Origin of the sequence: Lysinibacillus sp. RS10 (assembly GCF_041956855.1) — a bacterium.
Taxonomy (GTDB): Bacteria; Bacillota; Bacilli; order Bacillales_A; family Planococcaceae; genus Lysinibacillus; species Lysinibacillus xylanilyticus_A.
The window spans coordinates 645,388-658,690 of record NZ_CP167122.1 but is presented as its reverse complement, the minus strand read 5'-3'; the positions used below and the strand labels follow the sequence as shown (position 1 = coordinate 658,690).

At 38.1% G+C, this 13,303-nt stretch carries 9 protein-coding genes; 4 read left to right on the top strand and 5 right to left on the bottom strand.

What is annotated here, in order from left to right:
* Positions 1-55: 55 nt before the first annotated feature.
* The gene (locus ACB089_RS03380) at positions 56-1,042 is read left to right on the top strand and encodes a peptidylprolyl isomerase (RefSeq protein ID WP_374965301.1); all 987 of its coding nucleotides are present in this window, start codon (positions 56-58) and stop codon (positions 1,040-1,042) included.
* Between the two features lie 213 nt (positions 1,043-1,255).
* On the opposite strand, the gene yhaM is transcribed toward ACB089_RS03380, so the two are convergent.
* From yhaM to ACB089_RS03365, 3 genes are read right to left on the bottom strand one after another with little or no spacing between them, the layout of a single operon-like run.
* A complete protein-coding gene (gene yhaM, locus ACB089_RS03375; RefSeq protein ID WP_374965300.1) occupies positions 1,256-2,194 on the bottom strand; it encodes a 3'-5' exoribonuclease YhaM in 939 nt (312 codons plus the stop codon).
* Positions 2,191-5,082 (bottom strand): AAA family ATPase, encoded by a 2,892-nt coding sequence (locus ACB089_RS03370; protein ID WP_374965299.1) that lies wholly within the window; start codon positions 5,080-5,082, stop codon positions 2,191-2,193. The genes yhaM and ACB089_RS03370 overlap by 4 nt, the downstream gene beginning before the upstream one ends.
* A gap of 5 nt (positions 5,083-5,087) precedes the next feature.
* Complete coding sequence (locus ACB089_RS03365) at positions 5,088-6,302, bottom strand: exonuclease SbcCD subunit D (protein ID WP_374965298.1); 1,215 nt, start codon at positions 6,300-6,302, stop codon at positions 5,088-5,090.
* Positions 6,303-6,677: 375 nt separating this feature from the next.
* Between ACB089_RS03365 and ACB089_RS03360 the strand changes: the two genes are divergently transcribed.
* The gene (locus ACB089_RS03360; protein WP_368637074.1) at positions 6,678-6,863 is read left to right on the top strand and encodes a YhzD family protein; all 186 of its coding nucleotides are present in this window, start codon (positions 6,678-6,680) and stop codon (positions 6,861-6,863) included.
* Between the two features lie 138 nt (positions 6,864-7,001).
* Here ACB089_RS03360 and ACB089_RS03355 read toward each other — a convergent pair whose 3' ends face one another.
* Positions 7,002-7,784, bottom strand: a complete 783-nt coding sequence (locus ACB089_RS03355; protein ID WP_374965297.1) for an enoyl-CoA hydratase — start codon at positions 7,782-7,784, stop codon at positions 7,002-7,004.
* A 138-nt stretch (positions 7,785-7,922) separates the two neighbouring features.
* Between ACB089_RS03355 and ACB089_RS03350 the strand changes: the two genes are divergently transcribed.
* Positions 7,923-8,894 carry a rhodanese-related sulfurtransferase gene (locus tag ACB089_RS03350; protein WP_374965296.1) on the top strand — a complete coding sequence of 324 codons (972 nt, stop codon included), beginning with the start codon at positions 7,923-7,925 and terminating at the stop codon, positions 8,892-8,894.
* 62 nt (positions 8,895-8,956) lie between these two features.
* On the opposite strand, the gene ACB089_RS03345 is transcribed toward ACB089_RS03350, so the two are convergent.
* Positions 8,957-10,702 (bottom strand): FAD-binding dehydrogenase, encoded by a 1,746-nt coding sequence (locus ACB089_RS03345; RefSeq protein WP_374965295.1) that lies wholly within the window; start codon positions 10,700-10,702, stop codon positions 8,957-8,959.
* 903 nt (positions 10,703-11,605) lie between these two features.
* On the opposite strand from ACB089_RS03345, the gene serA reads away from it, so the two are divergent.
* On the top strand, positions 11,606-13,213 hold the full coding sequence (gene serA, locus ACB089_RS03340; RefSeq protein WP_374967656.1) for a phosphoglycerate dehydrogenase: 1,608 nt from the start codon (positions 11,606-11,608) through the stop codon (positions 13,211-13,213).
* Positions 13,214-13,303: the final 90 nt, after the last annotated feature.

The following is a 13,303-nucleotide window of genomic DNA, read 5'->3' as shown; positions in this document are numbered from 1 at the left end:
ACGTTTATGTTATAGTAAGCAATGGACGAAACCACGTTAGGAGAGAATATCTACTATGAAAAAGACAGTTTTATCTGTAACATTAGCTGCTTCGGTATTAGCACTTGGTGCTTGTAGCGGAGGAGACAAGGAAACGGTTGTTACTTCAAAAGCAGGCGACATTTCAGTTGCTGACTTTAATGAAACAGCAAAAACTTTAACAGGCTCATTTGTAATACAACAAATGGTGTCTGAAAAATTATTAGCTGATAAATATGAAGTAACAGATAAAGAAATCCAAGAAGCTTATGACAAAATGGCTACACAATTTGGAGATAACTTTGACCAAGTTTTGCAACAAAGTGGCTTAACTGAAGAAAGCTTTAAAGAAACTTTACGATTCCAACTTCTTCAAGAAAAGGCTTTAAAAGATAAAGCTATTAAAGAAGAAGATGTAAAAAAATATTATGAACAAATGAAAACAGAGTTAAATGGTCGTCATATTTTAGTGGCAGATGAAAAAACAGCTAACGAAGTCATTGCCAAAATTAAAGGCGGCGCTGCTTTTGCGGATGTAGCAAAAGAATACTCAACTGATACTGGCTCTGCTGAAAAAGGCGGAGAGCTAGGCTGGTTCTCTGTTGGCACAATGGTAGATGAATTTAATGATGCTGCATATGCCCTAGAGAAAAATACATTAAGTGAGCCTGTAAAAACAAGCTTCGGTTACCACATTATTGAAATCACGGACAAGCGTGATGTAAAAGATGTTGGCTCATATAAAGAAGAAAAAGATAATATTAGTTCACAAATGCTAGCTAAGTTAACGAATACAGGTGAAGATAAGCAGATCCTTAAAGATATCGTTGCAAATCTAGCGAAGGACGCTGATGTAAAAACATCTGATAAAGATTTCAAAGCAGCTATAGAAGACCTTTCAACAACAAGTGAAGAACTAGCTAAAAAAGCTGAAGAAGAAGCTAAAAAAGCTGAAGAAAAAGCAGCTAAAGAAAGTAAAGAAGAAAAAGATAACGCTGAAGATACTGAAAAAGAATCTAAATAGTTATTATAGTACTATATGAAAAAGGGTTACGCTGATACAGGCGTAACCCTTTTTATATGCTGTTTCTTTGAAATAAAGATTTCTTGTAAATACATCTATTGAAGCAAATGAAAAGGATTCATTGTGAATGCTATTTCATTTTTTGATTGAAGAGATCAAGCATCACATCTCTTTTACAATCATCCCCCAACCGTGATGAGACCCAAATCTACATTAATTAATAGTCGGCTTATAAAATGATCGATTATCTAGCGGGAAAAGTCTCTCAGTAAATTCACCTGGCGCAGTTTTACCAAGTGCTCGTGTTAGCATATTCATCTTTGCATCAATATTATCAATGTAATGCAAGATTTCCGCTTCTTGAATCATTGGTTTTTTCGGGCTTCCCCATTCTTCTTTACCATGGTGGGATAGTACCATATGTTGCAATAGCATTACTTCTTCGCCCTCGATCTCTAGTTCACTAGCAATCTTGGCAATTTCATTAACCATAATAGTGATATGGCCAAGTAAATTCCCCTCAACAGTGTACACTGTTGCAACAGGCCCTGATAACTCAACAACCTTGCCAATATCGTGCAAAATAATTCCTGCATATAACAAATCTCTATTTAATGTAGGATATAGATCAGCAATAGCTTTACCAAGCTTCAACATTGACACCATATGATCCAGTAAGCCTGATGCATAATCATGATGATTCTTTGTTGCAGCTGGATAAACTAAAATAGCATCCTGATGTTTTTTAATAGCTGCTCTGGTAATTCGTGATATATTCGGATTTTTAATATCAAAGAAAAATTGTGTCAATTCTTCATATAATTGTTCTTTTGGAGTTGCTGAGGAAGGAACTAAATCATTAATAGCAATTCCCTCCTCTGGTTTTGCTACACGGATCGCTTTTATACGCAATTGACTTTTGCCACGGTAGTCATGAATTTCTCCACCCACACGTACAATTGCCTCAGCTTGATACATTTTTTCGTGATCTTCATTTGTATCCCATAGCTTCGCCTCAATATCTCCACTTTTATCTTGTAATAACAGTGACATAAATGGCTTCCCAACTGTGGTAACCCCTTTTGTCGCTTGTTTAATTAATAAAAATTGATCAACCGATTCTCCAACCTGGAGCGTCGTAATACCCTTCATGTTGACGCCACTCCCCTTTCATTTGCTAGTGCTCCTACATCGACAATTTGGTCTTTCTGCCAATGTTCGAGCATCGCGTCATGGCAAGTAAAATATAAAATTTGACGTTCATATCCTACTTCTTTCATTAATTGTACCATTTTGTCTGTACGGTTTCGATCAAAATGGACAAAAGGATCATCCATAATAAATGGAAAAGGGGCAGAAGCTGTAAGCGTTTTGGCCAGTGCCATGCGCAACGAAATATAAGCTTGCTCCTTTGTTGCCTGTGACAATTCTGCCATTTGATAACGTAATCCTGAAACATCGTGTGCAACAAAATAGCCTTCATCATTAATTAGAAGCTGATCGTAACGTCCACCTGTTAACAAATTAAACATTGCATTAACCTCTGTCAAAACATGAGGTAATTTTTCTTCCCTTAAGCGGAATAATGTTTCGTGTATCGCAGTAGTCAATGCTTTTTTTGCAGCCCATTGCCCAATCAGCTGCTGCAACACTGATTTCTCTTGTTCAAACTGTTGAAGCAATTGACCATATTTCTCGTCATTTAGAAGATTCTCTTTCTGAATTTGTAGTGTCGCTCGTTGTTCCAAGCAATGATCTATTGCTAACTGCATTGCGCCTCTCTCCTCCTCTAAAGCAAGGAGTTGTTCAGTAAGCTGTTCTTCGTCTATTAATGATTGTTTGTTGTCTACATCCAGTGAGACTAGCTGACTCTGAATTGCTTGAAGTTCTGTCTTTATTTTTTGCTGTTGCTCAAATTGTTCATGAATTTCATAATAAACCTTCTCTGATTGAACATTCGCAGCATTAAATAACTGAGTAACTTCAGACTCATAGTTCTCTATATGAGATTGCACACTTTGAATTTTGGTTTGAAGGCTAGCCAACTGCTCTTTTGTTTGTTGGGACATTTGCTGCTCCTGTTGCAAAGTAAGGAGTGCAGTGCGTAAATGCATAAAAATTTCCTGCTCACTATATTCCGCCTTTAACACTCGCTGTGCTTGTTCTACTAGCTCATTTTTCTCCGCTTGTATCGTTTGTAGAAGGGTGCATGTACTCTTCTTCTTCGCTACCAACTCTTGAACACTACGTATGCGCATAAACAGCTCTGGTAATAGTGTTTTTGGTACATTCCCCTCTAGCTTATAGCGCCCTAAAAATTGTTGAAGCGACAGAGTGGCTTCTTCAATCACCAGCTCAGCCTGCTGAATTTTATATTCAAGTTTTACATATTGTCGTTCTTTTTCTTGCTGTTGCTCATTTACATGTAACCATCGATCCTCAAGTCTTTGTTTTTTTAGCAGTATGGTCTGAGCAATATTCTCCTCCTGCTCTAATTCACGTATTTGCTGACTATGTTGTTTACTTGGTGCTTCATGTGCTTGTCTAGCAAATTTTAAATATAAGGTAATGAACAGCGACATAATCGCACCTATGACCATTACAGCCATATTTTTTTCCAAAACACCATAAATAAACGCAAGTACACTTATTGCTAACATTATGAATATGAAAACACTTGGTTGTTGCTGTTTCGAGCGTTGTGACCTTCCCAAACGCAACTGTTCAAGCTTTCGCTTACGCTGGGGCCACTGTGCTAAAATATGTTCTTCCTCAGTGGATAATGACTCCTGTTTAAGCTGTTGTTGCTGTTGAGCGATTGTATCTAATTCTGCATGTACTTGTTCTAACGAACGCAGATGAAATTTTAGCTCTTCTTCCGCTTCTTCTAATAGGCTTAACTGCCGTTGAAATTGTTCCTCTTGCTGTAATGATACTGTTTCCTCAAGCAAAATATCCTGTGCTGTTTTTTCCTGTACACCTAATAAACGAAACTGTGCTTCTATTTCTTGTTCAAGTAAATACAGCTCGTCCATTAAGTTCTGTTCCTTCACAACTACCTGATTCCATGTTGCTTCTTTATTCAAAAGTCGAGACATTTCAGAAATAGTTTGCTCGTCCACTGTTAACTGCAGTTTATTTTGTAATGCCTGATACTGCTCCTTCAATTGTTCGATTTGTAGTATTTCATGCACAAGCCGATCCTTTAATTGCTCATAACGCCGGATCCCTTCTGGTGGAAATTGCACATGTTCGTAGCTTTTTAGCATCTGCTCAAAAGCCTTTTGCTGTTTCATAAGTGGCATTGCCTGCTTAAGAATTGTTAGCTGTTGCCAATTTTGCTGCTGCGTTTTTTGCTGCCTATATAAACCTTCTAGCCTTTGGGCGAGTTGTTGTAATTGCAATAACTTATCCTCAAAGGTCTGAATATTGTCTTGTTCTTGTTTAATTGTGCGTTCCAGCTTTTTTAAATGTTCTAATTTTTGATTAATCAGTGGCACCTTACCAGATTTTTTAAAAAGCTCACTAGCATCTTTGTCCAATTTCTTTTCTAAAGACGATAACTGCTGAATCCCTGTTGTCCCAGAAGCAAGTAATAAATGCGTCAACTCTTCCTCTGACATTTTTTCAATGCCCTGTAGCTCATGTAATGAAAAGGAAAAAATTGACTCAAAGGATGCTCTTGAATAGCCATATAATAGTTTTGCTAGAAGCTCTTCATGCCCTGTTGTCCCGTCTTCCAGATAAACTGTAACATCGCCAACTGCCTTCCCTTTAACACGTTCTATGGTGCATTGCCCATAGGACGGATGCCAAATCGTAAGCTGGCCACCAAATTTAGTAGATATCTTTGGCTCATATTTACGTTGCACCTGTTGCCTCGTAGGAAAACCAAAAAGCATTTGTAAAATAAACTGTTGAATAGTGGTTTTGCCCGCCTCATTCATACCATAAAAAATGGTAACACCTTCATGTAAGGAGATTGTGATGTTTTCATGCTTACCAAAGCCATAAATTCGGATTTTTTGTATCGTTAGCATGCTATTCACACCCTTTGAATTTCTTCTGCTAATAACTCTTGTGCGTTGTGCATTAATTTTTTTATATCCTGCTCTGTTAAAGGCTCAATTAGTCTTGCACCACCAGCATGTTGATACAGATCCTTTAAAATATCCTTCCATTCCGAAATATCCCATTGCTCCATTAAGTTCATTACAGATTCAGTTGCGGCAGTATGCTCATACGATGCTGACGATTGATGTAACATGAGCTTTTGCACCCAGCACATCGGTTCAATCCCATCCTCTGCTTCTCGAATAGTTTCTAGCCATGTATCTACTGTGGCATGTTCAAATAAAGATTGTGATTGTTCATCTATATTTTTTAAGTGGAGCTCAACAACAGATGCCCCATACTCTAATCGATTGTGCGTTAGTGCTTCTTCACATTTTCTTAGTAGTTCATTGGCATGAAACACATTCGTACAATCCACCTCTACCGTGTTATAAACAACAGCAGATGTCGGTACAAATTCCATGTCAGTAGTGTTTTGGGATAAGGTTACATCATAGAAGCCTTTTACTCCCTGCTCTTTCCGATGTCGGCTTTGAATATTGCCGGGATAAACAATCGGTGGATTTTGGTGTAAATGTTGTCGTTTATGAATATGTCCTAAAGCCCAGTAATGATAGTTTTTTTCAAGAAGTTGATCTTTGGTGAAAGGGGCATAAACATCATGTGTTGTATCGCTAGCCTCACTACCATGAAGCATACCAATATGAATAACATGCTGGTCCTGTGCAACAGGATAACTATCAATCATTGCTGTCTTTATATGGCGTTCACCATAACTGAAGCCATAAATATTAACTTGTTGACCACGTATGTTTAACTGTACAACACTCGTCTCAGCCGGTAACTCATAAACATTGCTAGGTAAGGCAAAGCGCGTCCAAGCACCATTTAAATGATCGTGATTACCATAGCTTAAAATGACAGGAATATTATGCTGAAAGAGTTTTTCCATTGCCTCTTGAAATCTTCTTTGTGCCTGTAAACTACGATTTTCACCATCATATATATCACCGACAATCAGTAAAAAATCAGGTTTCTCCTGAATGGCTTTCTGAATAATTTTATCAAAGGCTTCAAAAGTACTTGTTCGAATTTTTTTAAAATTATAATCAGGTAAACCAAATAAGCCCTTAAATGGACTATCTAAATGTAAATCTGCCATATGGAAAAAACGAATTTCTGACATCCAATCACCTCAAGTAATAGATAATTTATACCTTGACGTCACAATGTCCAGCTTTTTTTACTAGTGCAATCTTTTATCACTCGCAAAGTAGTATTTAGCACATCAAAGTTGCTACTAAATCATTTTACAATCGCTCTCTGTCTCTTTTTTATGCTGAAACATCCGTGAATCACGCCAAAACCGAATATTTGTTCTATTTTATCATACTTCTCGCTTGATGAGAAATGTATTCATAGAATATTTATCACATCAATAGTATTGCCTTATTTTTTCCACAAATTTCGTAATTTATCAAAATATTCGCTAGTTTTACCGTGAAGTTTATAAACCTTCTATGTATAATGGAATTATATTTAAGTAAAAGGTGGGGTTTGTATGAAGAATTATCGTTTTACCGCTTTCGAACAAACTGGGGAAACATTATTTGATGAAACTTGGACATTCGAAAACGATGAGGCTGCAAAAATTAACGGTCAACAGCAAATCATGGAAAAAGGTGTTGCCAACAAAACTCATCGTCTTGTTAATGCCTCAGGAAAATTAATCTTATTCCATGTCTAACAGTGGCTAGTAAAAGGCACGTAGTAAACTTTACTACGCGCCTTTTACTACTTTGAATTGACTGCCCGTAAATGCCCCATTGGCGAAGACTAATAATCAGTGCGGATGCAGAACCCCCCTACTGATTAAAGTTTCACTTTATTTTCCTACAAAAACAGGCGCTCTTTTCTCTACAAATGAATGAATTCCTTCTAAATGATCAGCCGTTTTACGCATTGCTGCTTGTCCCGCTGCTTCCATCGATAAAATACTCTCTAATTGAGGTAAATTTTGAGCATGTAGAATTTTTTTAGTCATAATCATCGATGCAATTGGAGAAGCAAGCATTTTTCCAACTAGTTGGTCCGTAATCGCAAAAACAGTCCCATCTGGTGCAACGTAGTCAATTAACCCTTCATCATGTGCTTCCGATGCAGTTAATACCTTGCCTTCCCAAATCATTTGTTTAGCTTTGACAGTACCCACACGTTCCTTCATAAAGAAATGACCGCCACCATCAGGTACGAGCCCTATACCTATGAAATTCATAGCGAGTTTACTATTTTCACATGCCACAACTATGTCAGCCCCTAACGCTAGACTAAAGCCTAATCCAGCTGATGCTCCATGAACTGCCGCAATGACGATCATCGGTAGCTGGTAATATGCTTTGACAATACGTGTTAAATAAACCATTGCCTCATTAATGTTCAGTGGCTTATTTGGATCTAGCATTGCTTTAATATCGCCACCTGCTGAAAAGACTTTTCCTTCCCCGCGAATAACGAGAACTTGTATTTCTTGCTCTTGCTGTAGTGCTTCAAAGCATTCTGCTAGTTCACGCATCATCACATCGTCCATAGCGTTCATGGCATGTGGTCGATTTAATGTTAATGTTGCACGTCGTTCTAATTTTTCTAATGTAATCGTTGAAAATTCCATCCTAACACCCCCAAATATGAATAGTCATTCACTATGTACTATTCGTGTTTTTTTAGAAAACTCCTTCTATCCTACGCAAATTTGCACTTGATATGCTATATTTAATGACGAATATTGATTTGAAGGTGGTTAAGTATTATGACACAGAAAGACTATCGTATATTACTTTATTATAAATATATAGCTATTGAAGATCCTGCGGCATTTGCAGAAGAGCATTTAGCACTTTGTAACGAATTTGGGCTTCTTGGGCGTATTTTAGTTGGATACGAGGGAATTAATGGAACTGTTTCTGGTACAGTCGAGCAAACCGAGGCTTACATGAATCACATGAAGGCCGACCCACGTTTTAGCGATACTATGTGGAAAATAGATCAAGCTGAAGGGCATGCCTTTAAAAAAATGCATGTGCGACCTCGCCGAGAGATTGTACATCTCGGTTTAGAAAATGATATTAATCCTTTAGAAATAACAGGAGATTATTTATCACCAAAGGAATTTATGGAACGTATGCAGGAAGATCATACGGTAATTATTGATGCACGTAATGATTATGAGTTTGACCTTGGACACTTCCGCGGTGCCATACGTCCAGATATTGAAAATTTCCGTGACCTACCCGCTTGGATGGAGGCTCATAAGGAAGAATTTGATGGTAAAAAGATTTTAACTTACTGCACAGGCGGTATTCGCTGTGAAAAATTCTCTGGTTGGTTAAAACGTGAAGGCTATGGGGAAAGTGTTGGTCAGTTACACGGTGGAATTGCCACGTATGCTAAAGACCCTGAGGTAAAAGGGCAACTATGGGATGGACAAATGTTTGTCTTTGATAGACGTCGTAGTGTACCGATTAATCAGGTTGAGCATGTGATTGTCGGCAAGGATTTCTTCACTGGTGAACCGACAGAACGTTATACAAACTGTGCAAATCCTGAATGCCATAAATTAATGCTGTGCGAGGAAAAGCACGAGGCCTTTTATATGCGCAGCTGTTCAGACGATTGCCGTCGCGCAGAACGTAACTTCTTCGTTGAAGAAAATGGTTGGACAAAAGAGCAGATTGAAGAACAAATCACTAAAATCGCTGATGTTCAAAATTCTTCATTATAATAAAAAAGAGCATCGTCCACTTGCGGGAGATGCTCTTTCATATTCTAAAATTCGTATTACTTTTACAGCTTTTCACTTCCATCTATGTGCGGGTTACTCCTTTTACCCGAGTAATTCTCCCTTGTATCAGAGCGGCTTCTTCTCTCACCGGAGCTTTCTAAATTTCCTTTCGCCAAGTAACGCCCTACTTGCCGTCCACTAAATAAACAACCACCAACAAATGTCCCTTCTAAAGCACGGTAACCATGTACACCACCACCACCAAAGCCACTCACTTCCCCAGCAGCAAATAAACCCGGTATAGGCTGACCATCCATGCCCAACACAGCACCATCCAAATTTGTCTGTAAGCCTCCTAATGTTTTACGTGTTAAAATGTTTAATCGTACCGCAATAAGAGGCCAATTTTTTGGATCTAATATTTTATGGGGCTTCGCAACGCGCACAATTTTATCACCAATATAGTTTCTTGCGCCGTGAATAGCATTAACCTGTAAGTCCTTTGTAAACTTATTGTCCATTTCACGATCCCTTGCTAAAATTTGCTCCTTTACTTTCATAAAATCAAGACGCTCATTGCCCACCAATTTGTTCATCCCGTCAACTAGCTCCTTTAAATCATTCGCAATAACAAAGTCCTCACCATGATTTTTAAATGCTTGAATCGGAGCAGGTGGACCTGGCAAAACACGTTTTAGAACATCACTAATGCTTTTATTTGTTAAATCAGGATTTTGCTCAGAGCCTGATAATGCAAACTCTTTTTCAATAATTTTTTCAGTTAAAATAAACCACGAGTAATCATAGCCTGTTTTTTGAATGGCTTCTAACGTACTTAACGTATCAAAACCTGGAAAATTCGGCGCGCCAAATCGATTGCCCTCCGCATCAAACCATAATGATGAAGGTCCAGGCAAAATTCGAATACCGTGATTTGGCCAAATAGGATCCCAATTTTTCAAGCCTTCCGTATAATGCCACATGCGGTCTCGATTAACGATACGTCCTCCCGCATGCTCAGTAATTTCTAGCATTCTGCCATCAACAAAAGCAGGGACACCACTGACCATGTTTTCTGGTGGTGTGCCAAGTCGCGCTGGCCAATTTTTTCTGACCAAATCAAAATTTGCACCTATTCCACCGCTAGCCACAATAACGGCACCCGCTTCATAAGAAAATTCGCCAATACCAAGCCTAGAGCTTTTCTCACCGCGATTTGCATAGCTTTGAGCCAAAACAGTTCCACTAATCCCTGCTATTCCTCCATCGTGTTGAATAAATTCATCTACACGATGTCTTGCTTTAAAATCTATATAACCATCCTTAATGGCCTTTTTCACTTTTTCAGCAAAAGGCTTTACAATGCCTGGCCCAGTTCCCCAAACAATATGAAATCTAGGTACCGAATTTCCGTGTCCGCCTGCTAATGAGCCCCCACGTTCTGCCCAACCGACGACAGGAAAAAACTTAATACCTATAGACTTTAACCATTCATATTTTTCACCAGCTGCAAAATCTACATAAGCTCTGGCCCATTTATGCGCCCACGAATCCTCATCTTCCAAGCGATCAAAGCCAGCCGTTCCTTGCCAATCCTGCCATGCAAGCTCTTTACTATCTTTAATACCAAGCCTTCTTTGCTCGGGTGAATTCACTAAAAATATACCGCCAAAAGACCAAAATGCCTGTCCCCCCATTGAATTTTCAGGTTCTTGATCTACTAATAAAATTTTTTTCTTTGCATCCGCTAACTCACAGGCAGCGACTAAACCTGCCAGTCCTGCACCGACAATTGCTACATCATACATCCTTCTCCCCCCTAAAAATCAATCTTACATTACTTACATTCTTCTCCAATTAATAGTTTACCTTCTACACATCGTATTTTTGACAAAAATGTGACAAGAAAAAAATGTTCGCATTCCTTCTCAAAACAAAGAAAGCTTTACTCAAATAAACTATTTAATCCCAATTATTTACCATATAATTTTAGACCTTTAATATTTACTAAACGCCCATGTAATCTGACTTAACACATAACGTTAGCGCTTTCATTGTCCTTTCTAAAAAGACGAACATTAAAACAACGAAATCAAAATAAAGTTCGTTTTTGGTTATTTTTCAGACTTTTGAAGTTAAGTTTTTCAATCTTTTTTAGAAATATCGTTGACAAAGGTGAACAATAAGGTTTATGATGTTAACAAATTTAATCAACAAAAATATAACGACGGAGACACGCTAGTCGCAAGAAAATCCAAAGAGAGCTGATGGTTGGTGCAAATCAGTGATTTCTACGATAATAGTTCCACTCCTGAATAGATAAGCCGAACATTTCCAAAGTAAGCCTATCCGTCACATGCACGTTACGCATATAGCTAAGACTGCAAGATTTCTTTCAAGCAGTGATTAAGGGTGGTACCGCGAACCAATGTTTATTTCAGCCTTTCGCCCCTTACAACACAATAACTGTGTTTGTAAGGCGCGGAAGGCTTTTTTTATCTTCATTTTGTAACACTTACAAAATGAAGATAAAGCCTCTGGCGGATGTCACGGATTTACGCCAAGGCGAAATTGGTATTATTCTCATTTCTACAAAGGAGATTTGTATGCTGTAAGATGTACTATCTCTACAAAATTCAGACTGTTTCGTATATAAAGAACACTAACATTTTTTAATTAAAAGGAGCTAATTACAAATGACTACATTACAAATGACTACTGCAACAAAAGCAATTAACGTATTTATCGCTGACCCACTAAGTGAAGATGGTATTTTCCCACTTCGACAAGAACAAGATTTAGACTTAAATATCATTGTAGACACTGGTCTTGCACAAGAAGAATTAATCGCAAAAATTGCGGATGTAGATGTTTTACTAGTTCGTTCTCAAACAACTGTGACACGCGAAGTAATTGAAGCGGCTAAGAACTTAAAGCTTATCGGACGTGCTGGTGTAGGTGTGGACAATATTGATCTAACTGCTGCAACTGAACATGGTATTATCGTTGTGAATGCACCAGACGGTAACACTAACTCAGCTGCTGAGCACACTATTGCTATGATGACTTCTCTTGCTCGTCACATCCCACAAGCATTCAATACACTTAAAAATGGGAAATGGGATCGCAAATCTTATGTTGGGGTTGAGCTTAAAAATAAAACATTGGGTGTAGTTGGCTTCGGTCGTATCGGTGTGGAAGTAGCTTATCGTGCAAAAGGTCAACGCATGAACGTTATGGCATACGATCCATTCCTAACGGATGAACGCGCTAAAGAGTTAGGCGTAATAAAATCGACAGTTGAAGAAATTTGTGCAGCAGCAGATTTCATTACAGTACACACACCACTGCTTCCTGAAACACGTAATCTTATTAACAAAGAGAAATTCACTATGATGAAAGATGGCGTGCGTATCATTAACTGTGCACGTGGCGGTATTATCAACGAGGATGATTTATATGATGCTATCGTAGAAGGTAAAGTAGCAGGTGCTGCTCTTGACGTATTCGTATCTGAGCCAGCAACAGATCACAAACTACTTACTTTACCACAAGTAATCGCAACACCTCACTTAGGTGCATCTACAATTGAAGCACAAGAGTCTGTAGCTGTTGACGTATCAAATGATATCATTAAGTTCTATAAAACAGGTACCGTAACTAACCCAGTAAACATGCCATCTATTCCAAAAGAGCTACTTGCACAAGTTGAGCCTTTCTTCGAATTAGCTGAAAAGCTTGGTTCATTCTTATCTCAAATTACAACTGAGCCTGTAAAAGAAATCAACTTATCTTATGCTGGTGAAGTAGCAAATTATGATGTGCGTCCATTAACGTCAAACGCGTTAAAAGGCTTATTATCTAAAAACCACGGTAACCATGTTAATGACGTAAATGCTCGTTACTTATCTGAACGTATCGGCATGAAAATAAATGAACATAAAACAACAACTGCTAAAGGTTTCACTAGCTTAATTACAATTGAAATTAAAACAGCCAATGAAACACACACAGTAGCCGGTACATTATTAAATGGTCTAGGTGCACGTATTGTCAAAGTTGAAGACTATGTTGTAGACGTTATTCCACAAGGTCACCTTCTTTATATTAAAAATACTGACAAACCAGGTGCAATCGGCCGCGTAGCAACAAGGCTAGCAGAAAAAGATATCAACATCGCAACGATGCAAGTTGGTCGTGCACAAGTTGGTGGTACAGCTGTCATGATGCTAACAATCGACAATGTTGTAACAGAGGAAGATTTGACATTTGTTGCACAGCTTGAAAATATTGATGAAGTAAAAGCGATTAACCTATAATATTTGATTTATAAGCAGGGAGTATAAATACTCTCTGCTTTTTTATTTTTGGAGATTTTCATCGGAACGGAAATCAACCTATATATAGTT

What these genes read in the sequence shown, in the direction of transcription:
- ACB089_RS03380 (WP_374965301.1), top strand. Translation starts at nt 56, where the DNA reads ATGAAAAAGACAGTTTTATCTGTAACATTAGCTGCTTCGGTATTAGCA.
- yhaM (WP_374965300.1), bottom strand. Translation starts at nt 2,194, where the DNA reads ATGAAGGGTATTACGACGCTCCAGGTTGGAGAATCGGTTGATCAATTT.
- ACB089_RS03370 (WP_374965299.1), bottom strand. Translation starts at nt 5,082, where the DNA reads ATGCTAACGATACAAAAAATCCGAATTTATGGCTTTGGTAAGCATGAA.
- ACB089_RS03365 (WP_374965298.1), bottom strand. Translation starts at nt 6,302, where the DNA reads ATGTCAGAAATTCGTTTTTTCCATATGGCAGATTTACATTTAGATAGT.
- ACB089_RS03360 (WP_368637074.1), top strand. Translation starts at nt 6,678, where the DNA reads ATGAAGAATTATCGTTTTACCGCTTTCGAACAAACTGGGGAAACATTA.
- ACB089_RS03355 (WP_374965297.1), bottom strand. Translation starts at nt 7,784, where the DNA reads ATGGAATTTTCAACGATTACATTAGAAAAATTAGAACGACGTGCAACA.
- ACB089_RS03350 (WP_374965296.1), top strand. Translation starts at nt 7,923, where the DNA reads ATGACACAGAAAGACTATCGTATATTACTTTATTATAAATATATAGCT.
- ACB089_RS03345 (WP_374965295.1), bottom strand. Translation starts at nt 10,702, where the DNA reads ATGTATGATGTAGCAATTGTCGGTGCAGGACTGGCAGGTTTAGTCGCT.
- serA (WP_374967656.1), top strand. Translation starts at nt 11,606, where the DNA reads ATGACTACTGCAACAAAAGCAATTAACGTATTTATCGCTGACCCACTA.